This window comes from Geodermatophilus sp. SYSU D00703 (genome assembly GCF_054050155.1).
Genome location: NZ_JBJGYU010000002.1, coordinates 219,671 through 243,723 on the forward strand (window position 1 = coordinate 219,671; position 24,053 = coordinate 243,723).

At 75.3% G+C, this 24,053-nt stretch carries 23 protein-coding genes, 2 pseudogenes and 1 riboswitch; of the genes and pseudogenes, 13 read left to right on the forward strand and 12 right to left on the reverse strand.

Annotated elements, in window-relative coordinates; all coding sequences use genetic code 11:
* Position 1 precedes the first annotated feature (1 nt).
* Entirely contained in the window at positions 2-457 is a 456-nt protein-coding gene (rplI, locus tag ACI782_RS04550; protein WP_456906535.1) for a 50S ribosomal protein L9, read from the forward strand.
* A 92-nt stretch (positions 458-549) separates the two neighbouring features.
* On the opposite strand, the gene ACI782_RS04555 is transcribed toward rplI, so the two are convergent.
* Positions 550-951, reverse strand: a complete 402-nt coding sequence (locus ACI782_RS04555; protein ID WP_456906537.1) for a RidA family protein — start codon at positions 949-951, stop codon at positions 550-552.
* A 503-nt stretch (positions 952-1,454) separates the two neighbouring features.
* On the opposite strand from ACI782_RS04555, the gene dnaB reads away from it, so the two are divergent.
* Positions 1,455-2,840 (forward strand): replicative DNA helicase, encoded by a 1,386-nt coding sequence (gene dnaB, locus ACI782_RS04560; RefSeq protein WP_456906539.1) that lies wholly within the window; start codon positions 1,455-1,457, stop codon positions 2,838-2,840.
* 105 nt (positions 2,841-2,945) lie between these two features.
* Here dnaB and ACI782_RS04565 read toward each other — a convergent pair whose 3' ends face one another.
* The 3 genes from ACI782_RS04565 to ACI782_RS04575 form a co-directional block, all read right to left on the reverse strand.
* Positions 2,946-3,410 carry a DUF3237 family protein gene (locus tag ACI782_RS04565; protein ID WP_456906541.1) on the reverse strand — a complete coding sequence of 155 codons (465 nt, stop codon included), beginning with the start codon at positions 3,408-3,410 and terminating at the stop codon, positions 2,946-2,948.
* Between the two features lie 197 nt (positions 3,411-3,607).
* Positions 3,608-4,822 carry a fatty acid desaturase family protein gene (locus tag ACI782_RS04570; protein ID WP_456906543.1) on the reverse strand — a complete coding sequence of 405 codons (1,215 nt, stop codon included), beginning with the start codon at positions 4,820-4,822 and terminating at the stop codon, positions 3,608-3,610.
* Positions 4,823-4,854: 32 nt separating this feature from the next.
* A complete protein-coding gene (locus ACI782_RS04575; RefSeq protein WP_456906545.1) occupies positions 4,855-5,952 on the reverse strand; it encodes a ferredoxin reductase in 1,098 nt (365 codons plus the stop codon).
* A 107-nt stretch (positions 5,953-6,059) separates the two neighbouring features.
* On the opposite strand from ACI782_RS04575, the gene ACI782_RS04580 reads away from it, so the two are divergent.
* The 4 genes from ACI782_RS04580 to ACI782_RS04595 all read left to right on the forward strand — a co-directional run bounded on the left by ACI782_RS04580 (position 6,060) and on the right by ACI782_RS04595 (position 9,831).
* Positions 6,060-7,247: a PucR family transcriptional regulator gene (locus tag ACI782_RS04580; protein WP_456906547.1), complete on the forward strand. Its 1,188-nt coding sequence runs from the start codon at positions 6,060-6,062 to the stop codon at positions 7,245-7,247.
* A gap of 21 nt (positions 7,248-7,268) precedes the next feature.
* Complete coding sequence (locus ACI782_RS04585; protein ID WP_456906549.1) at positions 7,269-7,847, forward strand: RBBP9/YdeN family alpha/beta hydrolase; 579 nt, start codon at positions 7,269-7,271, stop codon at positions 7,845-7,847.
* A complete protein-coding gene (locus ACI782_RS04590; RefSeq protein ID WP_456906551.1) occupies positions 7,844-9,127 on the forward strand; it encodes a CoA transferase in 1,284 nt (427 codons plus the stop codon). The genes ACI782_RS04585 and ACI782_RS04590 overlap by 4 nt, the downstream gene beginning before the upstream one ends.
* A gap of 308 nt (positions 9,128-9,435) precedes the next feature.
* Positions 9,436-9,831, forward strand: a complete 396-nt coding sequence (locus ACI782_RS04595; RefSeq protein WP_456906553.1) for a hypothetical protein — start codon at positions 9,436-9,438, stop codon at positions 9,829-9,831.
* A gap of 126 nt (positions 9,832-9,957) precedes the next feature.
* On the opposite strand, the gene ACI782_RS04600 is transcribed toward ACI782_RS04595, so the two are convergent.
* Complete coding sequence (locus ACI782_RS04600; RefSeq protein ID WP_456906555.1) at positions 9,958-11,325, reverse strand: DNA polymerase IV; 1,368 nt, start codon at positions 11,323-11,325, stop codon at positions 9,958-9,960.
* Between the two features lie 152 nt (positions 11,326-11,477).
* On the opposite strand from ACI782_RS04600, the gene ACI782_RS04605 reads away from it, so the two are divergent.
* The gene (locus ACI782_RS04605) at positions 11,478-12,014 is read left to right on the forward strand and encodes an NfeD family protein (RefSeq protein WP_456906557.1); all 537 of its coding nucleotides are present in this window, start codon (positions 11,478-11,480) and stop codon (positions 12,012-12,014) included.
* A gap of 5 nt (positions 12,015-12,019) precedes the next feature.
* Positions 12,020-13,558 (forward strand): flotillin family protein, encoded by a 1,539-nt coding sequence (locus ACI782_RS04610; protein ID WP_456906559.1) that lies wholly within the window; start codon positions 12,020-12,022, stop codon positions 13,556-13,558.
* A 5-nt stretch (positions 13,559-13,563) separates the two neighbouring features.
* Here the strand turns inward: ACI782_RS04610 and ACI782_RS04615 are convergent, their stop codons facing one another.
* From ACI782_RS04615 to thiM, 4 genes are read right to left on the reverse strand one after another with little or no spacing between them, the layout of a single operon-like run.
* Positions 13,564-14,343 carry a TenA family protein gene (locus ACI782_RS04615; RefSeq protein WP_456906561.1) on the reverse strand — a complete coding sequence of 260 codons (780 nt, stop codon included), beginning with the start codon at positions 14,341-14,343 and terminating at the stop codon, positions 13,564-13,566.
* On the reverse strand, positions 14,340-15,155 hold the full coding sequence (thiD, locus tag ACI782_RS04620) for a bifunctional hydroxymethylpyrimidine kinase/phosphomethylpyrimidine kinase (RefSeq protein WP_456906563.1): 816 nt from the start codon (positions 15,153-15,155) through the stop codon (positions 14,340-14,342). The genes ACI782_RS04615 and thiD overlap by 4 nt, the downstream gene beginning before the upstream one ends.
* Entirely contained in the window at positions 15,152-15,820 is a 669-nt protein-coding gene (gene thiE / locus ACI782_RS04625; RefSeq protein WP_456906565.1) for a thiamine phosphate synthase, read from the reverse strand. Before thiE ends, thiD begins: the two co-directional genes overlap by 4 nt.
* Entirely contained in the window at positions 15,817-16,605 is a 789-nt protein-coding gene (thiM, locus tag ACI782_RS04630) for a hydroxyethylthiazole kinase (RefSeq protein WP_456906782.1), read from the reverse strand. The genes thiE and thiM overlap by 4 nt, the downstream gene beginning before the upstream one ends.
* A 1-nt stretch (position 16,606) precedes the next feature.
* Positions 16,607-16,701, reverse strand: a riboswitch (TPP riboswitch).
* Between the two features lie 54 nt (positions 16,702-16,755).
* Here thiM and ACI782_RS04635 point away from each other — a divergent pair.
* Positions 16,756-16,917 carry a hypothetical protein gene (locus ACI782_RS04635; RefSeq protein ID WP_456906567.1) on the forward strand — a complete coding sequence of 54 codons (162 nt, stop codon included), beginning with the start codon at positions 16,756-16,758 and terminating at the stop codon, positions 16,915-16,917.
* A gap of 213 nt (positions 16,918-17,130) precedes the next feature.
* Here the strand turns inward: ACI782_RS04635 and ACI782_RS04640 are convergent, their stop codons facing one another.
* Positions 17,131-18,885 carry a helicase gene (locus ACI782_RS04640; protein ID WP_456906569.1) on the reverse strand — a complete coding sequence of 585 codons (1,755 nt, stop codon included), beginning with the start codon at positions 18,883-18,885 and terminating at the stop codon, positions 17,131-17,133.
* 189 nt (positions 18,886-19,074) lie between these two features.
* On the opposite strand from ACI782_RS04640, the pseudogene ACI782_RS04645 reads away from it, so the two are divergent.
* From ACI782_RS04645 to ACI782_RS04655, 3 genes and pseudogenes are all read left to right on the forward strand, one after another.
* Positions 19,075-19,566 (forward strand): annotated as a pseudogene (locus ACI782_RS04645) (DUF3152 domain-containing protein); the annotation flags it as partial.
* 254 nt (positions 19,567-19,820) lie between these two features.
* The gene (locus ACI782_RS04650; protein ID WP_456906784.1) at positions 19,821-19,994 is read left to right on the forward strand and encodes an LGFP repeat-containing protein; all 174 of its coding nucleotides are present in this window, start codon (positions 19,821-19,823) and stop codon (positions 19,992-19,994) included.
* Positions 19,995-20,097: 103 nt separating this feature from the next.
* Positions 20,098-20,877, forward strand: a pseudogene (locus ACI782_RS04655) (alpha/beta fold hydrolase); the annotation flags it as partial.
* A 55-nt stretch (positions 20,878-20,932) separates the two neighbouring features.
* Here the strand turns inward: ACI782_RS04655 and ACI782_RS04660 are convergent.
* Positions 20,933-21,106, reverse strand: coding sequence for a hypothetical protein (locus ACI782_RS04660; protein ID WP_456906571.1), 174 nt, complete (start codon positions 21,104-21,106; stop codon positions 20,933-20,935).
* A gap of 407 nt (positions 21,107-21,513) precedes the next feature.
* Positions 21,514-22,002 (reverse strand): DUF222 domain-containing protein, encoded by a 489-nt coding sequence (locus tag ACI782_RS04665; protein ID WP_456906573.1) that lies wholly within the window; start codon positions 22,000-22,002, stop codon positions 21,514-21,516.
* A 405-nt stretch (positions 22,003-22,407) separates the two neighbouring features.
* Here ACI782_RS04665 and pgm point away from each other — a divergent pair, with 405 nt between their 5' ends.
* Positions 22,408-24,042 carry a phosphoglucomutase (alpha-D-glucose-1,6-bisphosphate-dependent) gene (gene pgm, locus ACI782_RS04670; protein WP_456906575.1) on the forward strand — a complete coding sequence of 545 codons (1,635 nt, stop codon included), beginning with the start codon at positions 22,408-22,410 and terminating at the stop codon, positions 24,040-24,042.
* Positions 24,043-24,053 lie beyond the last annotated feature (11 nt).

Here is a 24,053-nt window from a genome sequence, read left to right on the forward strand (position 1 = left end):
CATGAGCACCCAGAAGCTGATCCTGACGCAGGAGGTCACCGGTCTCGGGTCCTCCGGTGACACCGTGGAGGTCAAGGGCGGGTACGCCCGCAACTACCTCCTGCCCCGCGGCCTGGCCATCGTCGCCACCCGCGGTGCCGAGAAGCAGGTCGAGTCCCTCCGCCGGGCGCGCGCCGTCCGCGAGGTGCGCTCGCTCGAGGAGGCCCAGGCCGTGGCCGGGCGCCTGAACGGGCTGACCGTCCGCGTGCCGGCCCGCGCCGGTGACGGCGGCCGGCTGTTCGGCCGGGTCACCACCGCCGACGTCGTGAACGCCGTGACCGCCGCCGGCGGCCCGGAGCTGGACCGTCGCCGGGTGGAGCTGCCCAGCAGCATCAAGACCACGGGTCAGCACACCGTCACCGTGCGGGTGCACCCCGAGGTGACCACCCAGCTGGCCATCGAGGTCGTCCCCGGCTGAACGGGGGCGGCTCCCAGCCGCTGCAGCCCGCGAGGGGCGCCGGACCCCGGTCCGGCGCCCCTCGCGGCGTTCCAGGGGCGCAGTCGGCCGCCTCAGTCGACCGCGGTGGCCTCGATCTCGACCATCAGCTCCGGGAAGGCCAGCCGGGTGACCCCGACGAGGGTCGACGTCGGCCGCGTGCCGGCTGCTGCGAACCGCTCGGCGATGGCGGGCCAGGCACCCATCATGCCGTCGACGTCGGTCGTGAAGACGTTGATCCGGAGGACGTGGGCGAGCGTCATGCCGCCGTCCCGGAGCACCGCCTCGATGTTGTCGAGGGTCAGGTCCACCTGGGCAGCGAGGTCCCCGGGGTGCTGCGGCACGCCGTCGGCGGACACGGCGGCCTGACCGGAGCACACGAGCACGCGGCGCGCGCCCTCCACGAGCGCGGCCTGGTCGAAGCCGAAGGCGATCGACCAGGGCCAGGGGTTGACGGGTGTGCGCGTGACTGCCACGAGACCTCCCCTCGACGGCCGCCGGCGCGGGCCGCGACGGTCGGTGTCGCGCGCCATGGTGGACCTCCCGGCCGCCTCGGAGGGTGCTCGCAGACGTGTGACTCGTGGGGTTCCTGAGCGGGGACGGCGACACGCCGGGGGACGACACCCGGATTTCACCAGGGTTTTTCCCGTCCACACCCGGTGGGTCGTCCCTGCGCAGGTCAGCTGCGGGATACGGGGCGAGCCCCACGGCCGTCCCCTGCTGTCTCCACATGTCGACACGTCTGTGTCCACCGACTTGTCCACAAGTTGTGCAGAACGGGGTGCACACCGGTGTTGGACGGGTCCGTCCGCCCTTCCTACCGTCCTCTCCAGCGCCTCCGGACGGCCGAACTGTCGGTGCTCCGGGGTAGCAACGACCCGAACACACGTTCGAGTCAGGCGTACGTCGTTTCTGGTGCTTCCCCCACCAGGCCCCGGTCGATCGGCCGGGGTCTGTTCGCGGGTGCGCCGGTGAGTGGATGGAGGAACCCACCGTGGCGGTGGCCGACGACTTCAGCCGACCGTCCCCGACGCCGCCGGAGTACGACCGGCAGCCTCCCCAGGACGTCGCGGCGGAGCAGTCGGTGCTCGGCGGCATGCTGCTGAGCAAGGACGCGATCGCCGACGTCGTCGAGGTGCTGCACGGCAACGACTTCTACCGGCCGGCGCACCAGGTGATCTACGACTGCATCCTCGACCTGTACGGGCGGGGTGAGCCGGCCGACGCGATCACGGTCGCCGCCGAGCTCAACCGCACCGACCAGCTGTCGAAGATGGGCGGCGCGGTCTACCTGCACACGCTGATCCAGTCGACCCCGACGGCCGCCAACGCCGGCTACTACGCCGCGATCGTGGCCGAGCAGGCGACGCTGCGGCGGCTGGTCGAGGCCGGCACCCGCGTGGTCCAGCTGGGCTACGGCGCCGCGGGCGGCAAGGGCGACGTGGACGACATCGTCGACCGGGCCCAGCAGGAGATCTACGAGGTCACCGAGAAGCGGATGAGCGAGGACTACTCGCGCCTCGAGGACGTCCTGCAGCCGACGATGGACGAGCTGGACGCCATCGCCTCCCGCGGAGGCACCGCCCGCGGCGTGCCCACCGGCATCCGCGACCTCGACGAGCTCACCAACGGTCTGCAGGCCGGTCAGATGGTGGTCATCGCGGCTCGACCTGGTGTGGGCAAGTCGACGTTGGGACTGGACATCGCGCGGTCGGCCACGGTGAAGCACCACCTGCCGGCGGTCATATTCTCGCTCGAGATGAGCAAGCACGAGATCACCATGCGACTGCTGTCGGCGGAGGCGAAGGTGCCGTTGCACCACATGCGCGCCGGCACGCTGTCCGACGAGGACTGGTCCAAGCTGGCCCGCCGGATGGGCGAGATCGCCGACGCCCCGCTCTACATCGACGACTCGCCGAACATGACGATGATGGAGATCCGGGCGAAGGCGCGGCGGCTCAAGCAGCGCAACGACCTCAAGCTCGTCGTCATCGACTACCTGCAGCTGATGACGTCGGGCAAGAAGGTCGAGAGCCGCCAGCAGGAGGTCTCGGAGTTCTCCCGGGCGCTGAAGCTGCTGGCCAAGGAGCTCGAGGTCCCGGTCATCGCCATGTCGCAGCTCAACCGTGGCTCCGAGCAGCGTCAGGACAAGAAGCCGATGCTGTCCGATCTCCGCGAGTCGGGCTCGATCGAGCAGGACGCCGACATGGTCATGATGATCCACCGCGAGGACATGTACGAGAAGGAGAGCCCGCGGGCCGGCGAGGCCGACATCATGCTGGTCAAGCACCGCAACGGCCCGACCGCGAACGTCACCGTCGCCTTCCAGGGCCACTACAGCCGCTTCGTGGACATGGCGAACTGAACGGCAGACCCCAGCACCCCGAGAGGCCCGGAGCGTCCCGCTCCGGGCCTCTCGCGTGTCCCTCGCTGCACGGCGGGGGACACCGGCCCCGCGGCCGACGTCGGGTCAGCCCACGGGCACGGCGGCGAGGCTGCGGGCGCTGGCCCGGACCTCGCCGCGGGCCAAGTTCACCGTCCCGTTCATGCCGTACACCGTGTGGTTGACCGCGGCCAGCGTCGGCTCAGCGGCTTGCATGGTCACTGCGCCGTGGATGGGCACCTCGACGTCAGGCCACGCGAAGTCGGGGGCTGCCAGCGTCTCCAGCGGTGGCATCGCGAAGGGCGGCGTTGCGAAGCCGCGGACCTGGAGGGACACCGCACTGCCGCTGGGCAATCTGATCGTCTCGTGGACGTCCAGGACGGCGACGCCGTCCCGGCGGATCACCAGGTGGTCGACACCACTCACCCGGCCGCCGGCCATGGGTCCCTCGGTGATGGTGCCCTCGACCGCGACGTCCAGGCGCAGTCCTTCGGGCACGATGCCGATCGGGATCGTGCCGGCCAACCGGGCTTCCAGCACGTAGCCGTCCATGGTGGTCCTCCCGTCGGTGCGGTGGTGAGGAGGACATGCCACCGGTGGTGCCACCGGGCGGCCAGGGGCGGGAGTCCCGGCGCGGGGCACTGAGCGCCCGGCGCCCGGTGCCGGTGACCGCGTGTCAGACGGAGACGACGGAGGGCGGGGGGCAGCCGCTGCTGCCTCCCCCGCCCTCCGCGGTGGTGTGTCGCCGGTCAGGCGGCCGCCCGCGCCGCCGTCTCGCACTCGGCCAGGAGGCGACGGCGGGTCTTCGGCCCGCCGGTGCTCATCTTGTAGAGCTTGGCCAGCTGCGTCGAGAGGTTCCGCCAGGTGGTCTGGTCCAGCCAGCCGTTCGGCAGCGACAGCCGGATGATCTTGTGCCAGGCCGACGCGACCTGCTTCGGCAGCGGCGCGGCGTGGTAGTTGAGCCCGTAGCGGTCGAACAGGTCGCGCACCTTCGGGGCGATCTCGGCGTACCGGTTGCTCGGCAGGTCGGGGAAGAGGTGGTGCTCGATCTGGTGCGACAGGTTGCCGGTCATGATGTGCATGGCCTTGGACCCGGAGATGTTCGCCGAGCCGAGCATCTGCCGCAGGTACCACTCGCCGCGGGTCTCCCCGTCGATGGACCTCTTCTCGAAGGTCTCCACGCCCTCGGGGAAGTGCCCGCAGAGGATGACGGAGTTCGACCACAGGTTGCGCACCAGGTTGGCCACGAAGTTGGCCGTCAGGGTCGCCAGGAAGTTGGGCCCGGACAGGAGCGGGTGCACGAGGTAGTCCTTGCGTGCCTGCCGGCCGATCTTGCGCAGCACCGCCCTGGCCCGGGCGCGGAACTCGGGGTCCTTGGTCTGCTTCTTCGCGATGACGGCCCCGAGCTCGAGGTCGTAGGCCGCGATGCCGTACTCGAAGAAGCAGGCGTTGACGAAGCTCCACAGCGGCTGCCCGAGGTACATCGGCACCCACTTCTGGTCCTCGTCGACGCGCATGATGCCGTAGCCGAGGTCGTTGTCCTTGCCGATCACGTTCGTGTACGTGTGGTGCAGCTCGTTGTGCGAGTGCTTCCACTGCTCGGCCGGGCTGGCCATGTCCCACTCCCACGTCGTGGAGTGGATCTTCGGGTCCCGCATCCAGTCCCACTGGCCGTGCAGGATGTTGTGCCCGATCTCCATGTTGTCGAGGATCTTGGCCACCGAGAGGCCGATCGTCCCGATGATCCAGGCCGGCGGGAACCCCGAGGCCAGCAGCACGGCGCGGCTGCCCAGCTCGATCTTGCGGTGGACGTCGATGACCCTGCGGATGTAGGCGGCGTCGGCCTCGCCCCGGGAGTCGATGACCTCCTGGCGGATCTCGTCGAGCTCCTTGCCGATCAGCTCGATGTCGTCGGCGGTCAGGTGGCCGATGGGGTTGACGGCCTTCTTCTGCAGGACGGTCATGCGGGGTCCTCCGGGAGCTCTTGGGAACGGGGTCAGTGGTCGATGGAGCAGGCGCCGGCGGCGGCGCTGATGCAGGTCTGGACGACGACGCCGTCCCCGGGGGCGGCCGTGGTGACCTCGCCGGTGCGCAGGTCACGGACGGCGCCCTCGCGCAGGGGCAGCACGCAGCCGAAGCAGATGCCCATGCGGCAGCCGCTGGGCATGAGGACGCCGGCCTCCTCGGCGGCGTCCAGGATCGGCGTCGCGCCGTCGGCCTCGAGGGTCGTGCCGGCCTTGGTGAAGGACACCGTGCCGCCCTCGCCGGCGACGACCACGGCCGGCCGGAAGCGCTCGGTGAACAGCCGGGCGGCGAGGCCGGCAGCGGTCCAGTGCTCCTCCAACGCCTCGAGCATCCCGACGGGGCCACAGGCCCAGGTGGCCCGCTCGGCCAGGTCGGGGACCAGCGCCTCGATCCCGGCGGCGTCGAGCAGGCCCTCGGTGTCCGTGTGCCGCTCCACCAGCCGGAGCCGGCCCTCGGCGGCCATGGCGCGCAGCTCGGGCCCGAAGACGACGTCGTCCGGCGTCGGGGCCGAGTGCACGAGGACGACGTCGGTGAGGTCCGGGCGGTTGCGCAGGATGCCCATGACCGGGGTGATGCCCGAACCGGCGGTGACGAACAGGACCTTCTCCGGCTCCCGCGGGACGACGAACTCGCCGGCGGCCTGGTCGAGCTGCACGATCGTGCCCGGGGTCACCCGGCGCACCAGGTGGTTGCTGACCCGACCGTCGGGGATCGCCTTGACGGTGATGCTGATGCAGCCGTCGGCGCGGCCCAGGTGCGAGGTCAGCGAGTAGGCCCGCCACTGGCGGACGCCGTCGACGTCGACCCCGATCCGCACCCACTGACCGGGCACGTGGCCGCGCCAGTCCGCGCCCGGGCGGATGACCAGGGTGGCCGCGTCGCGCGTCTCGCGCTGCACCGCCTCGATGCGTCCGCGCAGGTCGGTGCCCGCCCGCAGCGGGTTGACCATGTCGAGGTAGTCGTCGGGCAACAGCGGCGTCGTCACCAGCTCGGCGAGACGGAGGGCGCGGGCACGCAGGGCGGCCAGGGCCGGCCGGGCCGGGGTGGGGCGCGGGACGGTCGCGGTCATGCAACCGATCGTTCCCAGCCATGCGTGCAATTACCTGTGCTCACGACGTGAACATCGGACCGGATACTGTCCCCTGTGAACAACTGAGCGGGGGCAGCGAGGTGGACGTGGCAGCAGAGAGTGAGACCTTCACCCGCGAGGTGGCCGCGGCCATGCGTGCGGAACTGCCCTCGGTGGCCGAGCGGACGGTGGCCGCGATCGTCGTCGAGGTGCCCAGCTACGCCGAGGCGTTCCAGGGCGACATGGGCAGGGCGATCGAGAATGCGGTCCAGCTGGCGCTCGGCGGGTTCCTCGAGCTCGCGACGGCGCACGGCGGCGCGGACCCCAGCCGGCCGATCGGCCCCGCCCTGGAGGGCGCCTACGCGCTCGGCCGCGGGGAGGCGAAGAGCGGCCGCACCATGGACGCGCTGCTGGCCGCCTATCGAGTAGGAGCCCGCGTGGCGTGGCGGCACATGAGCGAGACGGCGGTGGCCGCGGGCATGCCGTCGGACTCGCTGGCCCGCTTCGCCGAGCTGGTCTTCGCCTACATCGACCAGCTGTCGGCCTCCAGCGTCGCGGGCCACGCCGACCACCTGGCCACCAGCGGCCGGGTCCGCCGCCGCCACCTGGAGCGGCTGGCCGAGCTGCTGCTGACCGGCGCCCCGCCCTACGACCTGGTGGTCGCGGCCGAGCGCGCCGACTGGGCTCCGCCGCGGACCCTCACCGCGGTGCTGCTCCCCGAGGCCCGCGCCCGCGGCGCGGTGGCGGTGCTCGACGCGCGCACCCTGCAGGCGGGCGAGGACCTGCCCGGTGCCGAGCCGGAGACCGAGCGTGCGGTGCTCCTGGTCCCGGACGCCGAGGGGTTCACCCGCGCCGGGCTGCTCAAGGCCCTCCGCGGGCGGGAGGCCGTCGTCGGGCCGGCGCGGCCCTGGCAGGAGGCGCGCTCCTCCTACTCCCGCGCCCTGCGGGCGCTGCAGCTGGGGCTGCGGCCGGACTGCGACGCCCCGGTGGACACCGAGCAGCGGCTGGCCGAGCTGGTCCTGCGGGCGGACGGCGAGGCGCTGGCCGACCTGCGGGCGCAGGTCCTCGCCCCCCTCGACGACCTCGGCCCCGGGCCGCGGGAGAAGCTGCTCGAGACGCTGCGCTCCTGGCTGCTGCACCACGGCCGGCGGGAGAAGATCGCCGCGGAGCTGTTCGTCCACCCGCAGACGGTGCGCTACCGGATGCAGCAGCTGCGTGAGCTCTTCGGCAAGCGTCTCGACGACCCGCAGTGCGTGCTGGAGCTCACCCTCGCGCTGGGGACCCAGCACCCCTGAGCCCTTCCTACGATCGCGGCCGTGATCAGCTTCCTGGTGGCGCACGGGTGGGAGAACCGCCGTCCGGCGGGGCACTGGCAGCACTGGTTGGCCGGCGAGCTGGCCGCCGCCGGCCACGAGGTCACCTACCCGCAGTTCCCCTCCCCAGACGAGCCGGTGCTGGAGGAGTGGCTGGCCGAGCTGCGCCGGCACCTGGCCGCGCTCGACCCGGCCGGCGAGCGGGTGCTGGTCTGCCACAGCCTGGGCGTGCTGCTGTGGTGGCGGGCCGCCGCGTCGCTGGGCGAGCTGCAGCCCGACCGCGTGCTGCTGGTCGCCCCGCCGTCGGCCGAGCGGCTGCGCGGTGAGCCCGCGGTGGCCGCGTTCGTGGCGGACGGGCTCCCCCCGCTCCCGGACGACGTCCGGCCGCGGGTGCGGATGGTCGCCTCGGACGACGACCCGTACTGCCCGGGCGGGGCGCTCGCCGTGTTCGCGCGGCCGCACGGCCTGGACGTCGACGTCGTCCCCGGTGGCGGCCACCTGGCCATGGACGACGGCTACGGCCCCTGGCCCGCGGTGCTGCGCTGGTGCACCGACCCGTCCGTGCGGGTCACCGGGCGGTGAACCCCCTGCTGGCCGACGTCTGGCCGCTGCTGACCGGCGTCCCCGCCCCGGAGGTCCCGGTGACCGGCACGACCGGTCTCGACGGCCCGCTCCCGGTGCCCGACCTCGCCGTGGGCGCGGTCGCGGCGCAGCTGCTCGCGGCCCGGCTGCTGGAGCCGGGCGACCCGGTGCGGGTGGACGCCGCGCACGTGGGGCCGGCCTTCCGCAGCGAGCGGTACGCCGCGGTCGACGGCCGGCCGGTCGGGCCGGGGTTCCACCCGCTGTCCCGGTTCTGGCCCACCTCTGAGGGCTGGCTGCGCCTGCACGCGAACTTCCCGCACCACCGGGCCGCGGCGCTGCGGGTGCTCGGGGAGGACGTCGGGTCGGCGGCCCGGCGCCGGACGGCGGAGGAGCTCGAGTCCGCCGTCGTCGCGGCCGGTGGAGCGGCGGGCGCGGTCCGGACCGCGGCGGCGTGGGCCGGGTCCCCGCAGGGCCGGGCGGTCGCGGCCGCGCCGCTGGTCCGGCTGCGGCGGAGCGCCGACGGGCCCGCGCGGGCGGCGTCGGCGCGCGGGCTGCGGGTCCTCGACCTGACCCGGGTGATCGCCGGCCCGGTCGCCACCCGGACGCTGGCCTCGCACGGCGCCGACGTCCTGCGGATCGACGGCCCGCGGCTGCCCGACGACCCCGGCTCGCTGGTCGACACCGGACCGGGCAAGCGGCACGCGGTGCTGGACCTGGCGGCCGCCGCCGACCGGCGCATCGTCGAGGACCTGCTCGCCACCGCCGACGTCGTCGTCCAGGGCTACCGGCCCGGGGCGCTGGCCGCCTTCGGACTGGACCCCGCCGCGCTGGCCGAGCGGCACCCGCACCTGGTGGTGGTCAGCCTCTCGGCGTGGGGCACGGCGGGCCCGTGGGCAGGCCGGCGGGGCTTCGACTCCCTGGTGCAGGCCGCGACCGGCATCGCGCTCGCGTGCGGCTCCCCCGACGAGCCGGGCGTGCTGCCCGCCCAGGCGCTGGACCACGCCACCGGGCACCTGGCCGCGGCGACCGTGCTCGCCGCCGTGGCCCGCCGCCGGGACGAGGGCGGCGGCTGGCACGGCGAGCTCTCCCTCGCCAGGACGGCGCATTGGCTGCTCGGCGCGCCGCGGCGGGCGCCCGAGGACGGCGAGCCCGCCGACCCGGCGCGGTACCTGCTGTCGCTGCCCTCGGCCGGGGGCACCGTGACGGTGGTCTCCCCGCCCGGGTCACCCCCGTGGCGGACCGCCGCGGAGTTCGGTGCGCTCCCGGCCTGGCGGACGTAGGCGACGGGCAGGCGCCGCCCAGCTCCCTCACAGGGAGCGCGGCCACGCTGGTGGTCGCCGGGGGACGGGCAAGGAGCACCCGTTCTGACACCCCCGGCGCCCGGAGACCGGCTCGAGGGCGTCGGTCCCACCGGGAACGCGGAGCCCGGTCTTCCCCGTGGCGCCGGGCCCGCGTTCCCCCTCCGGAGCCGTGTGCCACGTGGAACAACGCCCGGACTGACAGCTCCGCCACAGGTCCCTCACAGGTGCACCCGGCACGCTCCGCCCGCGGGGGCTCGTCCAGCCGACAGAGCACACGGGAGGTCGTCGTGCCCGACGACGTTCTGCAGTCCGATCCACCGCCCCGGACCCGCTCGCGCGGGTGGGGCAGGTCCGCCGCGCTGGTGGCGGGCGGCGTCCTCGCCGGCGCCGTCGTCGCCGCGGGACTGGTCGCCAACGCCGCCTCGGACGGCGGGCGGGACGGCCCGTCGGTCAGCCGGGACGACGACCGCGGCCACCGCGACGAGCAGCCGCTGACCGGGGAGACCGCGGAGCGGGTCACCGACGTGGCGCTGGCGGAGTACCCGGGCGCCACGATCCGGCGGGTCGAGACCGACTCCGACGGGGTCTACGAGGCCCACCTCGTGACCAGCGACGGCGAGCGGGTGACCGTCGAGGTCGGCGAGGACTTCGCCGTCACCGGGGTGGAGCGACGCGGCCGCTGACCGCACCGGTCCCGATCGGACCGGCACCCGGGACCCGGGCTCCCCACAGCGGCGCGGCCGAGGCTCGGCCTCGAGCGGCTCGCCGAGGGGCCGGACGACGCGGGGTCGTCGACGTCGACGAGGACCTCACGGTCCCGGGCCGGCCGGCGTTCCCGCGCCGACCCGCCACTCCGGCGGGTCGGCCGGGTGCAGGGCCGGGTCGTCGGCGGCCAGCGTGCGCACCGGACCGGGCGGGGTGAGCGGGCCCTCGAAGCGGACCGTCACCCGCCCCAGTCCCCGGCCCCACACCCAGCCGGGGCCCAGGTCGTCGTGCCGCACGTCCTGCCCGGGCCACCACCGCGTCTCGGCGGACGGCGGCGGCTCGGCGGTCGAGGGGTCCTCGACGGCGACGTCCTCGGCGGCCTCGGCGGGCCCGTCGTCGGCCGCGAACAGGTCGCCCTGGGCGTAGAGCGACAGCCCCGAGACCCCGACGCCGAGCAGCCGCAGCCCGCCGCCGGTCCCCGCCTCGGTGAGCAGCCGGCGCGCGATGGAGGAGATCACCCGGACGTCGTCGGTCGGCTGCGGCAGCGTCTGCGAGCGGGTCTGCGTGGTGAAGTCGTAGCGGCGCATCTTCAGCGTGACCGTCCGCCCGGCGTAGGCCGACGCGCGCAGCCGGGCGGCCACCCGCGCGGCCATCACGTCGATCTCCCGGCCCAGGACGGCGAGGTCGGTGAGGTCCCGCTCGAAGGTCTCCTCCTGCGAGACCGACTTGGCCTCGCGCTCGGCGACCACCGGACGGGCGTCCTCGGCGCGGGCCAGCGCGTACAGCCCCGCCCCGTGCGCCCGGCCGGCCAGCGCGACCAGGTCCGGCAGCGACTTCGCGGCGAGGTCGGCCACGGTCCGCACCCCGACCTGCCGCAGCCGCTCCGCCGTCGCCGGGCCCACGCCGCCCAGCCGGGTCACCGGCAGCGGGTGCAGCACGGCGAGCTCGCCGCCCGGGGGGACGACGACCAGCCCGTCCGGCTTGTCCAGGTCCGAGCCGATCTTGGCCATGAGCTTCGACGAGCCGATGCCCACCGACCCGGTCACCCCGCCGGTGGCCGCGGCGATCCGCTCCTTGAGCCGCCGCCCGAGCGCGGTCACGCCGTCCACCGAGAGGTCGTGCCCGGGGCCGGCGGCCAGGTCGACGTAGGCCTCGTCCAGGGAGGCCGGCTCCACCAGCGGGGAGAGCTCCCGCAGCAGCTCCATGACGACGTCGGACGTGCGGCGGTAGGCGGCGAACCGGCCGCCGAGGAACGCCGTCCCGGGCGGGCAGCGGCGCCGGGCCTCGGCGGTCGACATCGCCGACCGGGCCCCGTAGGCGCGCGCCTCGTAGGACGCCGTCGCCACGACGCCGCGCCCGCCCACCCCGCCGACGACGACCGGCCGCCCGCGCAGGGACGGCTTGTCGCGCTGCTCGACCGCGGCGAAGAAGGCGTCGAGGTCCAGGTGGAGGATGCTCGCCTCCCGCCGCACGCCCCACCTCCTCGCTGTCGCCGGCCCTCCCCATGGTCGCCGGTCCTCCGTGCGGGTGAGGACGGACGCCCCGGGGCCGGAACAGGTTGATCACCTCCGGCGCGGCTGCGAGTGTCGGGTCCCCCACCGACGGGCCGACAGGGAGGAGCCGTGTGGAGGGAGTCCTCCTCGTCGTCGGCGCCATCGCCCTCGGCGTCCTCCTGCTGTCCCTGCTCGTCGGAGAGATCGGCGACCTCGCCGGGGACGCCGACGGCCCGTTCTCCGTCCCCGCCATCGCGGCGCTCGTCGGCGGTGTGGGCTTCGGCGGTGCCGCCGCCGCGAGCGTGCTGCCCCACGGGCTCCCGGACGCCGGCCGGCTCCTCGCCGCCCTGGGCGTCGGGCTGGCGGTCGCGGTGCCGCTCGCGTGGGGCGCGGTCCGGCTCGCCCGCGCGCTGCGGGACATGCCCACCACCGAGACCCTCACCCGGCACCACCTCGTCGGCACGCAGGGCGTCGTGGTGTCCGCCGTCCCGAGCGCCGGCTTCGGCGAGGTGCGGCTGACCCTCGCCGGCCAGCAGCTGAAGTACGCCGCGCGCAGTGACGTCCCGCTGCCCGCCGGTACGCCCGTGTACGTCGTCGAGGCCCTCAGCGAGACCGCCGTCCAGGTCGTCTCCACCGCGCCCGACCCCCTGCCCGAGACCGGAGGCTGACGCCCGTGGACCTGACCCTGCTCATCGCCGTCGGCGGCATCGTCGCCCTCGTCCTGGTGCTGGTGCTGTTCGTGCTGTCCCGCATCAAGGTGGCCGGCCCGAACCAGGCGTTCATCGTCACCGGCCGGCAGGGGCGCGAGGTCACCAGCGCATCGGGGATCACCTCCCGCGACGCGTCGGGCCAGAAGGTGGTCATGGGGGCCAGCGTCTTCGTCGTCCCGGTCGTGCAGAAGCTGCACACGATGGACCTCTCCAGCCGGCGCATCCCGGTCGGCATCCGCGGCGCGGTGTCCAAGCAGGGCGTCAAGTGCGACCTGGAGGGCGTGGCCATCGTCAAGGTCGGCGGCAGCGAGGACTCCATCCGCGCCGCCGCGCAGCGGTTCCTCAACCAGCAGGAGGGCATCGACACCTTCACCTCGGAGGTGCTCGCCGGTGCGCTGCGCTCGATCGTGGGCCGGCTGACGATCGAGGAGATCATCCGGGACCGGGCCGCGTTCGCCTCCGCCGTCGCCGAGGAGGCCGAGTCCTCGCTCACGGGGCAGGGGCTGGTGCTCGACACGTTCCAGCTGCAGGACATCCAGGCCGAGGGCAGCTACCTGGCCGACCTGGGCCGCCCCGAGGCCGCGCGGGTGCTCAAGGAGGCGAGCATCGCCGAGGCCCGGGCCCGGCAGGCCGCCGAGCAGGAGAAGCTGCTCGCCGACGAGGCGATCGCCGTCGCCCAGCGGCAGCTCGCGCTGCGCCAGGCGGAGATCGACGCCGAGATCGACGCGGCCAAGGCCCGGGCGGCCGCGGCGGGGCCGCTGGCGCAGGCCGCGCAGGACCAGGCCGTTCTCACCGAGCAGGAGAAGGTCGCCGTCCGCACCGCCGCGCTGACCGAGCGGCAGCTCGACACCCAGGTGCGCCGTCCCGCGGACGCCGAGCGGTACCGCGTCGAGCAGGAGGCCGAGGGCCGAAAGAACGCCGCGATCCTCGCCGCGGAGGCGCAGCGGCAGGCCACGATCGCCGGCGCCCAGGCCAGCGCCGAGCAGGCCAAGCTCTCCGGTGAGGGTGAGCGGGCCCGCCGGTCGGCGTTGGCCGAGGCCGAGGCGATCGAAGGTGCCAAGCGCGGTGAGGCCGAGCGGCTGCGCCGGCAGGCGATCGCCGACGCCGTCGAGCGGGAGGGCGCGGCCGAGGCGGCGGCCATCCTCGCCCGCGGCCAGGCGGAGGCCGAGGCGCTCGACGCCCGCTCGGAGGCGTTCGCCAAGTACGGCGAGGCGGCGATCCTGGAGATGCTGGTGACGGTGCTGCCCGACGTGGTGCAGGCGGCCGCGGCCCCGCTGTCGAGCGTGGACAAGATGACCGTCATCTCCGCCGACGGCGCCGGCTCCCTCGGCCGGTCGGTCGCCGCCAACGTGGCGCAGGGGCTGCAGCTGTCCGGCGACCTCACCGGCGTGGACGTCGCGGCGCTGCTGCGCCGTCTCGGGGGCGCCAGCGGCGGGGCACCGGCCGCCGGCGACGGGCCCACCCGCGTCCCGGTCGTCGACGGCGAGCCCCAGGCGCGCTGAGGGGCTCAGACGTGGTCCGGCCAGCTCTCCCGCGCGTGGGCGGCGCGCCAGAACTCCAGCTCGTAGCGGGTGGCGACGGTGAACGCGCGCAGCATCGCCGGCTCGGCGCCGGGACTGTCCCGGGCCGCCGCGTCGACCAGCGCCCGGGCCTCGCGGGCGGCCTCCTGGAACTCCGCGGAGCCGTAGGCGGCGACCCAGCGCAGGTACGGGTGCCCGGGGACCAGCGCGGCGGTCCGCGCCAGCCGCCCGCCGACGTCGGCGTACACCCAGTAGCAGGGCAGCGCGGCGGCGGCCCCCACCGCGTACGGCGCCGTCGCCGCCGTGGCCACCAGGTAGGAGACGTAGGCCAGGCAGGTCGGTGAGGGCACCGGGTCGCCGGCCGGCCGGTCCGCCGCAGGCAGCTCCGCGGCCAGCAGGTCGGCGTGCAGCTGCCGCTCGACCGTCGCGGTCGCGGCCGCGGACGTCGCCCAGAAGGACGCGGCGGCGGAGTCCGGGGCGCGGGCGGCGAGCAGGGTGAGCGCCCGGGCGTAGTCGGCGAGGTAGAGCGTGTCCTGCTCCAGGTAGTGCCGGAACGTCGCCGGGTCCAGGGCGCCGGAGCCCAGCTCGGCGAGAAACGGCAGGTCGTCGATGGCCGCCCGCAGGCCGGCGGTCGCGGCCCAGGCGCGCGCGGTGAACGAGGCGTCCCCGGCTCCTCCGCGGGTGTCCCCGGCGGCGCGCACGGCGCTGCCCGGCTCGGAGCTGTCGTCCCCGGCGGCGCGCACGGCGTCGTCCCCCGTGGCGCTCACGACGGCCAGATGCCGGCGAAGTGGTGCACCGGGCCGTGCCCCGACCCGACGCCCAGGCCGCTCCCGGCGACCAGCGCGGCCTGCAGGTAGTCGCGCGCCGGGTCGACCAGCCGCGTCCAGTCGTCGGTGCGGCGCCGGGCGGCGAGCGCGGCGAGGGCCGAGGACAGCGTGCAGCCGGTGCCGTGCGTCGCCGTCGTCCGCACCCGGGGGCGGCGGGTCACGGTGACGCCGTCCGCGGTGGCCAGCACGTCCACGCTCTCCTCCCCGCCGAGGTGACCGCCCTTGAGCAGCACCGCGCGCGGGCCGAGTGCCAGCAGCGCGGTGGCTTGGCCGGGCAGCTCGGCCACGCTCGTCGCCGGCGCCCCGCCGAGCAGCACCGCCGCCTCGGGGACGTTGGGCGTGACGAGGTCGGCCACGGGCAGCAGGTGGGTGCGGACGGCGTCCACCGCGGCCTCGTCGATGAGCCGGTCGCCGCTGGTCGCGACCATCACCGGGTCGCAGACGACCGGGCCCGCCCGGCGGCCGCCCAGCGCTGCCGCAACGGCCCGGACCACCTCCGCGCTGCCCAGCATGCCGGTCTTGGTGGCGTGCACCTCGACGTCGTCCAGCAGCGTCTCGAGCTGCGCGGTGACGAACTCCGCCGGCACCGGGTGGACGCCGGTGACGCCGCGGGTGTTCTGCGCGGTGAGGGCGGTGAGCACCGCCGTCCCGTAGGTGCCGAGGGCGCTGAAGGTCTTCAGGTCGGCCTGGACGCCGGCACCGCCGCTGGGATCGCTACCGGCCACGGTGAGCGTGACCGGGACGCCGCTCACCGTGGCGCACCTACCGAGCGCCCCGCGTCGATCCGCGCCCGGAGCTCGCGGGCGGCGGCCGCGGGGTCGGCCGCCGCGCAGACCGCCGAGACGACGCAGACCCCGTCCACCCCGGTCGCGGCCACCGCCGCGGCCCGCCCGGCGTCGATCCCGCCGATCGCGACCGCGACCAGCCCTGCGGCGCGGGCGCTCGCGGCGAGTGCCCGTGTGCCCGCCAGGCCGAGGCCAGGTGCGGCGTCGGGCTTGGTCGGCGTCGCCCACACCGGGCCGATGCCGACCAGGTCCACGGTGCCCGGCGGCAGGGCCAGTGCGGCGTCGAGGTCCGCGGCGGAGGTCACGCTCAGGCCCAGCGGCGCACCGGGGCCCAGCAGCCGCCGCACCTCGGCCGGCGGCAGGTCGTCCTGGCCGACGTGCACCCCGGCGCCGGCCAGCAGGGCGACGTCGACGGCGTCGTTCACCACCACCGCGACGTCCGGGCGGTCGGCCAGCGCCGCCTGGACCGCCCGGGTCAGGGCCAGCAGATCGCGCCGGGACGCGGTCTTGTCGCGCACCTGGACGGCGCTGACCCCGCCGGCGACCGCGGCCCGGACGACGTCGGCGACCGGCCGGGGCCGGGACAGCCCCGTGTCGGTGACCAGGTAGAGGGTCGGGTCGAGCGCGCTCACGCCGCCTCCCGGACGTCGGCCCGGGTCAGCGAGTCCCCGTCGAGCGCGTCGAGCGCGTCCAGCCAGGCCGGGGCGAAGGTGCCGGGCCCGTCGGCGACGTCGGCGGCCACCTCCGCGGCGAGCGCCACGTGGGCGTGCGCGGCCACGACGCCGGTCAGCGGGTCGTCGCAGACGGCGAGGTAGGCGGCGACCAGGGCGCCGAGCGCGCACCCGGCGCCGGTGGTGCGGGTGAGCAGGACCGATCCGCCGCCCACCCGCACGGTCCGCCGTCCGTCGGTGACCAGGTCGACCTCGCCGCTGACCGCGACCACCCCGCCGGTGCGCCGGGCCAGGTCGGCGGCGGCCTCGGCGGCCGCGTCCGTGCTGTGCGTGCTGTCCACGCCGCGGCCGCCGGCACCGGCCCCGGTCAGCGCCATCACCTCCGAGGCGTTGCCCCGGACCGCGGTGGGGCGCAGCTCGACCAGCTCGGCGGCCAGCGCCGTCCGGTAGGCCAGCGGGCCGACCGCCACCGGGTCGAGCACCCACGGTGTCCCGGCCGCGCCGGCGGAGCGGGCCGCCAACCGCATCGCCTCGGCGGTGCGCGCGTGCACCGTGCCGACGTTGACCAGCACCGCCGAGGCGACCGCGGCGAAGTCCCCGGCCTCCTGCGGCGCGTCGACCATCGCCGGCGCCGCGCCGGCGGCCAGCAGGGCGTTGGCGGTCATCGTCTGGACGACGGTGTTGGTCAGGCAGTGCACCAGCGGTGCAGCGGTGCGCAGCGCCTCGCGGGCCGCGCGCAGGTCCATGGCTCCCACGCCGTGACATCCCTTCGCCAGTACGAACTGGAGCAGGTTCGACGGGTGTCCTCTCAGCCCCGGGCGGGGGCACCCCGTGCCACTTGCGGTCCCGAACCTAACAAGCCCGCCGGGGAGCACGGCCCCGCTACGGTGCGGCCCGTGGCGGACCTCCACGACGAGCTGTTCGGCGTCTCCCCCACGGTGCGCTCCGTGGCGCTCGGCCACGGCCAGCAGGTCGAGACGCGCTCGCGGGCCGGTCTGGTCGGCGCCTCGAGCGCGGAGAAGGGTACGAGGAGCTGCTGGTCAACCCGACCCTGCTGACGCTGGCCCGGCAGCGCGGCGACATCGACTGCGGGCCTGCGCTACCTCGTCGTCGGGTACGGCAACTCCCACCAGCTGGTGGTCCCGCTCGCAGCCGGCCACGCGTCGGTCGCGTTCGAGCTCGACACGGACCCGCTGGTGCACCTCCCGGCCGTCCTCGAGGTGCTGCGGCGGCACTCCCGGCTCGGCTGACCGGCGCCGGTGGGAGTCCGGTCAGTCGGTGCCGGTGAGCGCGGTCGACGGGAGCCAGTCGGCGTCCAGCAGCTCGGCGATCTCCTGGAGGGACGACGTGTCCGCACCCGCGGTGGAGCCGCTGACCGCGAGCCGCTCGACCATCACCCGGGCGACCTGCTCCTCGACGGTGTCCTCGGCGAACGCCACCCGCCAGGGGGAGACCTGCCCGTCGCGGTGGGTGCGGCCGGTGACCTGCCGGGCCTGGATGCCGGAGAATCGCGGCTGGTGGAACAGCCCGACCCGCGGCGCGGCCGAGGCGGCGGACCCGTCCGGCAGCAGCTCGCCGGCGTGCAGGCTGATCGACGCGGTCACCGTGAACACGCACACCGGTGCCGCCCCGGTCTGGAACCGCAGCCGCTCGGCCTCGACGTCGAACCGGTCGCGGCCGTAGACGGCCGCGACGGCGATCCCGGAGTCGAGGAGGGACTCGCGGATCGGGTCGGCCGCCGTCTCCACGAACTCCACCGAGACGGCGACCTGCCGTTCGGCCTCGACCTGCGCCTTGACCCAGTCGACGGTCGCCTGGGCGCGGATCAGCCCGGCCTTCTGCCGGAAGCGCAGCAGCGCCGCCCGCCCTCGCGCGGTCTGCCGGCCGCGGCGGGCCAGCTGCATCTCGGCGCGGAACTCCTGCCACTCCGACTCGTAGGCGGCGCGCTCGGCCGGGGTCAGCGACACCGGCGTCCCGGTGACCGACACCGGGCCCCACGGCGCCGGGCGGTGCAGGGTCGCCGGCGGGTGCTCGTCGGCCAACCAGCCCTGCAGGCGGGCGAGGTCGGCGCGGCGGCGGTCGGCGTCCTCGGTCCAGGCCCAGCCGTACCGGCCCCGTTCCACGTGGAACCCGTGCTCGGCGAGCCTCGCCGGCAGGTCGCCCCACGCGCGCAGCGGCTCGCCGTGCCGCTGCGCGAACTGCGGGGCCAGGTAGGACAGCTCCAGCGGTGTGTGCGCCGGGGTGGCGGTGGCCGCGATGACGAACGGGGCGTCCTTGACCCGGCCGGCGCCCGAGACCGCCTTCCAGTGCTTCCACCGCTGCGTCGTCGTGTGCCGGACCATGTGCGCCTCGTCGGCGATGACCACGTCGAACCGGAGCTTGCTGACCTTCGCCAGGCGGTCCCAGGTGGTCACGCACCAGCGCAGGCCGCCGTCGCCGAAGCCGGCGATCGACCGGGTCCAGTGCGGGATGGTGATGGCCGCCGGCCGGTCGGCGACGACGAGGACCGTGCGGCCGCCGCGCTGCGCCGCGACCTCCCGGGCGGCCAGGACGGCGGTGCCGGTCTTGCCCACACCGGGGTCGTCCCCCAGCAGGAAGACCCGGTGCCCCGCCTTCGCCGAGGCGGCGATCGCGGCCGCCCCGGTCAGCTGCTCGTCGCGCGGCTGCAGGGGGCGGGCGGCGGGGACCGGGCGCGGCGTGGCGTTGAGCTCGTCCTCGAGGAAGCGCTCGAACGTGTACGGCGGCGGGTCGTAGGGCGCGAGCTCCGGCGGCAGCTCCTGGCCGACGTACACGTGGGCCTGCAGGTCGGGGCGCCACTGGGTCCCCGGTGCCGGAGCGCGGAACGGCACGGCGAGCACCCACACCCGCTCCCCCGGGCCCGCGACCGGGCGGTCCGGGGCCGGCTTCGCGGCCCGCCGGGCCGGCGTGCGGCGTGCGGCGGTCGTGCTGCGGGTGGTGCTGGCGCGGGTGCTGGTCGAGCGGCTCTGGCTCGTCGACCGGGCTGTCCGGCGGCGCCGTCCGGGCATGGGTGTGCTCCCCCTTCGTCGTCCGACGACGGTAGGTCGCCGCTGCCGCCGGCCTCGGCAGGCCGCCCGGCACGTCGTCCGCCGATCGCCGTCACGGTCGCGGCGGCAGACCGGCGGACCGTGCCGTGCGGGCCGTCGCCACGACGTCGACCGACGCGCGGGTTCGGCGCCCGTGCTCCGAGGTGCGCGATGACGAAGGCCCCGCAGGCGGTCCTCACCGCACTGGTCGCGGCAGCGGCCGCGCTCGTCCCGGCCTCGTCCGCCGAGGCCGCGGACCAGGCCGTCACCTACACGGTGTCCGCACGTGGCGAGGTCCTCGGCGACCTCGTCGAGTTCGGCGCGGTCGCCCAGGACGCGCTGACCGACCCCCGCGGCTGGAGCCTAGGCGGCACGCTGGCGTTCGTCCCCGTGCCGTCGGGGGGCGACCTCGACCTGGTCCTGGCCGCCCCCGACGTGGTGGCCGCCGCCTCTGCCGGCTGCAGCGCCACCTGGAGCTGCCGGGTGGGGCGCACCGTCCTCGTCAACGACGAGCGGTGGCGGACCGCCACCGCCTCGTGGCCGCACTCCCTGGCGCTGTACCAGCGGTACGTCGTCCTGCACGAGGTCGGTCACTGGCTCGGGGTCCCGCACGCCGGCTGCCCCTCCCCCGGCCGGACGGCACAGGTGATGCAGCAGCAGTCGATCGCGCTGCAGGGCTGCCTGGCCAACGTCTGGCCGGTTCTCGCCGAGCGGGAGCGGGTCGGGCAGCGGTTGGGCGTGCCGGTGAACTGGTCGGGGGTCGAGCAGCACTACCGCGAGGTGGGCCCGGAGGGCAGTCACCTCGGTGCGCCGGTGACCTGGGAGTCGGTCGCCCCGGACGGCGTCGGGCGGTACCAGCACCACAGCGGGGCTGGGGCGCGTCGATCTACTGGACCCCGGCCACCGGCGCCCACGACGTGTACGGCGCCATCCGCGCCCGGTGGGCGGAGCTGGGCTGGGAGCGCAGCGGCCTCGGCTACCCGGTGTCCGACGAGTACGAGGTCGACGGCGGACGCCGCAGCGACTTCGAGCACGGCTGGATCCGCTGGGACCGCGGCACCGGGCAGACCGAGGTCCACGTTCCCGGCTGAGTGCGGCCGCTCCCCCGGCTCTGGTGGAATCGCGTCCGTGACGGAGAACCCCGACGAACGGCTGCACGCCCGCACCCTGGGCGAGGACGGACCGCGGGTGGTCTTCGTGCACGGGCTGTTCGGTCAGGGCAAGAACTGGACGACGATCGCCAAGGGGCTCTCCGGCGAGCACCGGGTGACCCTCCTCGACCTGCCCAACCACGGGCACTCGCCGTGGACCGAGCGGGTCGACTACCTCGACATGGCCGAGCTGGTCGCCGCCGAGCTGCGGTCGTTCGGGGAGCCGGTCACCCTCGTCGGGCACTCGATGGGGGGCAAGGTCGCGATGCAGGTCGCGCTGCGGCACCCGGACCTGCTGCGCGCGCTGGTCGTCGTCGACATCTCCCCCACGGAGTACCCGGTGTCCGGGGGCCGTACCGACGACCCCGACGAGGAGGCCTCCCCCTTCGCCGCCTACATCGCCGCCATGCGGGCGATGGACCTCGGCGCGCTCACCAGCCGCGAGGACGCCGACGCCGCGCTGCGCACCGTCGTCCCGAGCCGGATGGTCCGCTCGTTCCTGTTGCAGAGCCTGGTCCGGGAGGGGCTCGGTGCGGACGGTGGCTGGCGCTGGCGGCTGAACCTGGAACTGCTGGAGCGCGACCTCGGTGAGCTGCGCGGCTTCCCCGAGCCGCCCCCGGGCGCCCGGTACGACGGTCCGGTGCTGTGGATCGCTGGCGTGAACTCGCACTACGTGCTGCCCGGGGACCGCGACCGGATGGAGCAGCTGTTCCCCGGCACCCGGCTGGTGCGGGTCAAGAACGCCGGCCACTGGGTCCACTCGGAGCAGCCGCAGGTCTTCCTCGAGACGCTGAAGCGGTTCCTGGAGCGCGTCGAGGGCTGACGGTCCAGGCCGCGCAGGCCTGCTCGTCGGCCGGCATCCGCACCCACCGTCGGCCTCAGGGGCCGGCGCGGCCGAGGACCTCCGTGCCGTCCGGGCGCCAGGTGTGCCAGCGGCTGGTGCCGGGGTCGCGGCTGACCGAGAAGCCGCCCTCGTGGCAGGCGGTGTGGTGCCGCTCGCAGGGCAGCGCGCCGTTCTCGCAGGTCGTCGGGCCGCCGAAGGCCCAGTGCACGACGTGGTGGACGTCGCACCACTCGGGCGGGCGTCGCAGCCGGCGAAGACGCAGTGCCCGTCGCGGACCTCGACGGCCCGCCGGATCGCCGCGTCGGCCGTCCGCCGGGCGCGGCCCAGGTCGAGCGGCAGCCCGTCGGGGCCGGTGATGACCCGGGCGACGCCGGCGTCGCAGGCCAGCCGCCGCGCGGTCTCGGGGGTGATGGGACCGGCCCGGGCCAGCTCGCCGCCGGCCACTCCGGGTGCGCCGCGGGCGGCGCAGAGGGCCTGCCAGTCGATGGTGACCCGCACGTGCGGGTGCTCCCCGCGCACGGCGGGGCAGTGCACCACCGTCGAGTGCGCCACGGGCCAGGGCGTCGGCCTGCTGCCCGGCGTGGTAGCGGGTGTCACCTGCCGGGCGGTCGCCGTTCACGAGCGCGGCCAGCGCGGTGTGCAGGAGGTCCCCGCCGACGGCGTCCAGGTGACCGCGCAGGTGCACCCGGCCGTCGAGGCCGCGGGCCATGGTGAACCGCCGGCGGGTGTCGGCCGCGTCGTCGAGGGCACCGTCGGGACCACCCCCGACACCCAGCGGGCCACGCCGCGAGCCGTCTCGGCCGGGTTCGTCTGCCGGGCGAGCTCGGCCAGGATGCGGTTGGTCTCCGCCAGCTCGATCCCCGCCTCGGCGGCCTTGGCCACTCGGCGCGGGCTCACGGCACGGGTGATCAGGCGAGCGTGGGTCGCCGTGATCTCGCCGGCGGCGAACGCCTCCGCCGTGGCCGGCAGCTGCTCGAGCCGTCGTCCCGCCGACACCATCGCGGTGGCCTCTGCCGGAGCCAGGCGGCAGCTGCCGCGCAACCAGCTCTGCATCGACACCGCGCCGTCGCGCCGGTGGCACTCCCGGCGGTCGGCCGCCCGCACCGCCGAGGTGAGCGCGCGACCACCCGGTTCGCCGCGGTGCTCAGCTCCCCCACCAGGTCCAGCAGCGCGTCGTCGGACAGCTCGGCGAGGTCGACCTCGGCCAGGCCGTCGAGGGCGGGGTGGAGCTCGGACACCTCGCCCTCGTCCCGCAGCCCGGTACCGGTCCGACGGGTCGAGAACAGGGCCGCGGTACGACGGAAACCGCCGGTCAGGGAGGTCGTGGACAGCGCTGTCCCCTGTGGACGGCGAGCCGCGCCCAGGGTGCTCCGCCTGGTGGGATCGGGCCAGTGAGAGGAGCCGAGGTGACCGAGTACCGGACGACCGAGCGCGCCCGTCCCCGCACGTTGACGTGCGTGGCTCCAGCACCGGTCGCGCTCGGAGTGCCTGACGGGCCAAGATCGGCGCATGACCGACCCCCGCGCCGGGCAGCCGGCCCGGCCGAGCGACCTCATCGACGTGGCCTCGCTGTTCACCGCCTACTACACCCGGGAACCGGATCCGACCGACCCGGCGCAGCAGGTGGCGTTCGGCACCTCCGGCCACCGCGGCTCGTCTTTCGACGCCGCGTTCAACGAGGCGCACATCCTCGCCACGACGCAGGCGATCTGCGAGTACCGCGCGGCCCAGGGCTACGACGGTCCCCTGTTCCTCGGCCGGGACACCCACGCGCTGTCGGAGCCGGCCTGGGCCAGCGCCCTGGAGGTGCTCGTCGCCAACGACGTGACGGTCCTGGTCGACGCCGACGACCGGTACACGCCCACGCCGGCGCTGAGCCACGCCATCCTCACGGCCAACGCCGGCCGCACCTCCGGCCTGGCCGACGGCATCGTGGTCACGCCGTCGCACAACCCGCCCCGCGACGGCGGCTTCAAGTACAACCCGCCGTCCGGCGGCCCCGCGGACACCGACGCGACGAAGACCATCGCCGACCGCGCCAACGAGCTGCTCCGCGCCGGGCTGGACGGCGTCTCGAGAGTCCCCTTCTCGCGGGCGCGGGCGGCGGCGCAGAGCCACGACTTCCTCGGCTCCTACGTCGAGGACCTGCCGAACGTGCTCGACCTCGACGCCGTCCGGGACGCGGGGGTGCGGATCGGTGCCGACCCGCTCGGTGGGGCCAGCGTGGACTACTGGGGCGCGATCGCCGAGCGGCACCGCCTCGACCTCACCGTGGTCAACCCGCTGGTCGACCCCACCTGGCGGTTCATGACCCTCGACTGGGACGGCAAGATCCGCATGGACTGCTCCTCGCCGAGCGCCATGGCCTCGCTGATCGGCAAGCGCGAGCAGTTCCAGATCGCCACGGGCAACGACGCCGACGCCGACCGGCACGGCATCGTCACCCCCGACGGCGGGCTCATGAACCCCAACCACTTCCTCGCCGTGGCGATCTCCTACCTGTTCTCCCACCGGCCCGAGTGGGGGCAGGACACCGCCGTCGGGAAGACGCTCGTGTCGTCGTCCCTCATCGACCGGGTCGTCGCGGGTCTGGGCCGGCGGCTGGTCGAGGTGCCGGTCGGGTTCAAGTGGTTCGTCCCCGGCCTGCTCGACGGGTCCGTCGGGTTCGGCGGCGAGGAGTCGGCCGGCGCGTCGTTCCTCCGCCGCGACGGCCGCGTCTGGACGACGGACAAGGACGGCATCCTGCTCGCGCTGCTGGCCAGCGAGATCCAGGCGGTGACCGGCCGCTCGCCGTCGCAGCTGCACGCCGAGCTGACCGCGGAGTACGGCGAGTCCGCCTACGCCCGGGTCGACGCCCCGGCGTCCCGCGAGGAGAAGGCCAAGCTGGGCAAGCTGTCGCCCGAGGACGTCACCGCGACCGAGCTGGCCGGCGAGCCGATCACCGCCAAGCTCACCCGGGCCCCCGGCAACGACGCCGCGATCGGCGGGCTCAAGGTGGTCACCGAGAACGCCTGGTTCGCCGCCCGGCCCTCGGGCACCGAGGACGTCTACAAGGTGTACGCGGAGTCGTTCAAGGGCCCCGACCACCTGGCGCAGGTGCAGGAGGAGGCCCGCGCCGTCGTGTCCGCCTCCCTCGGCGGCTGATCGGAGGACGG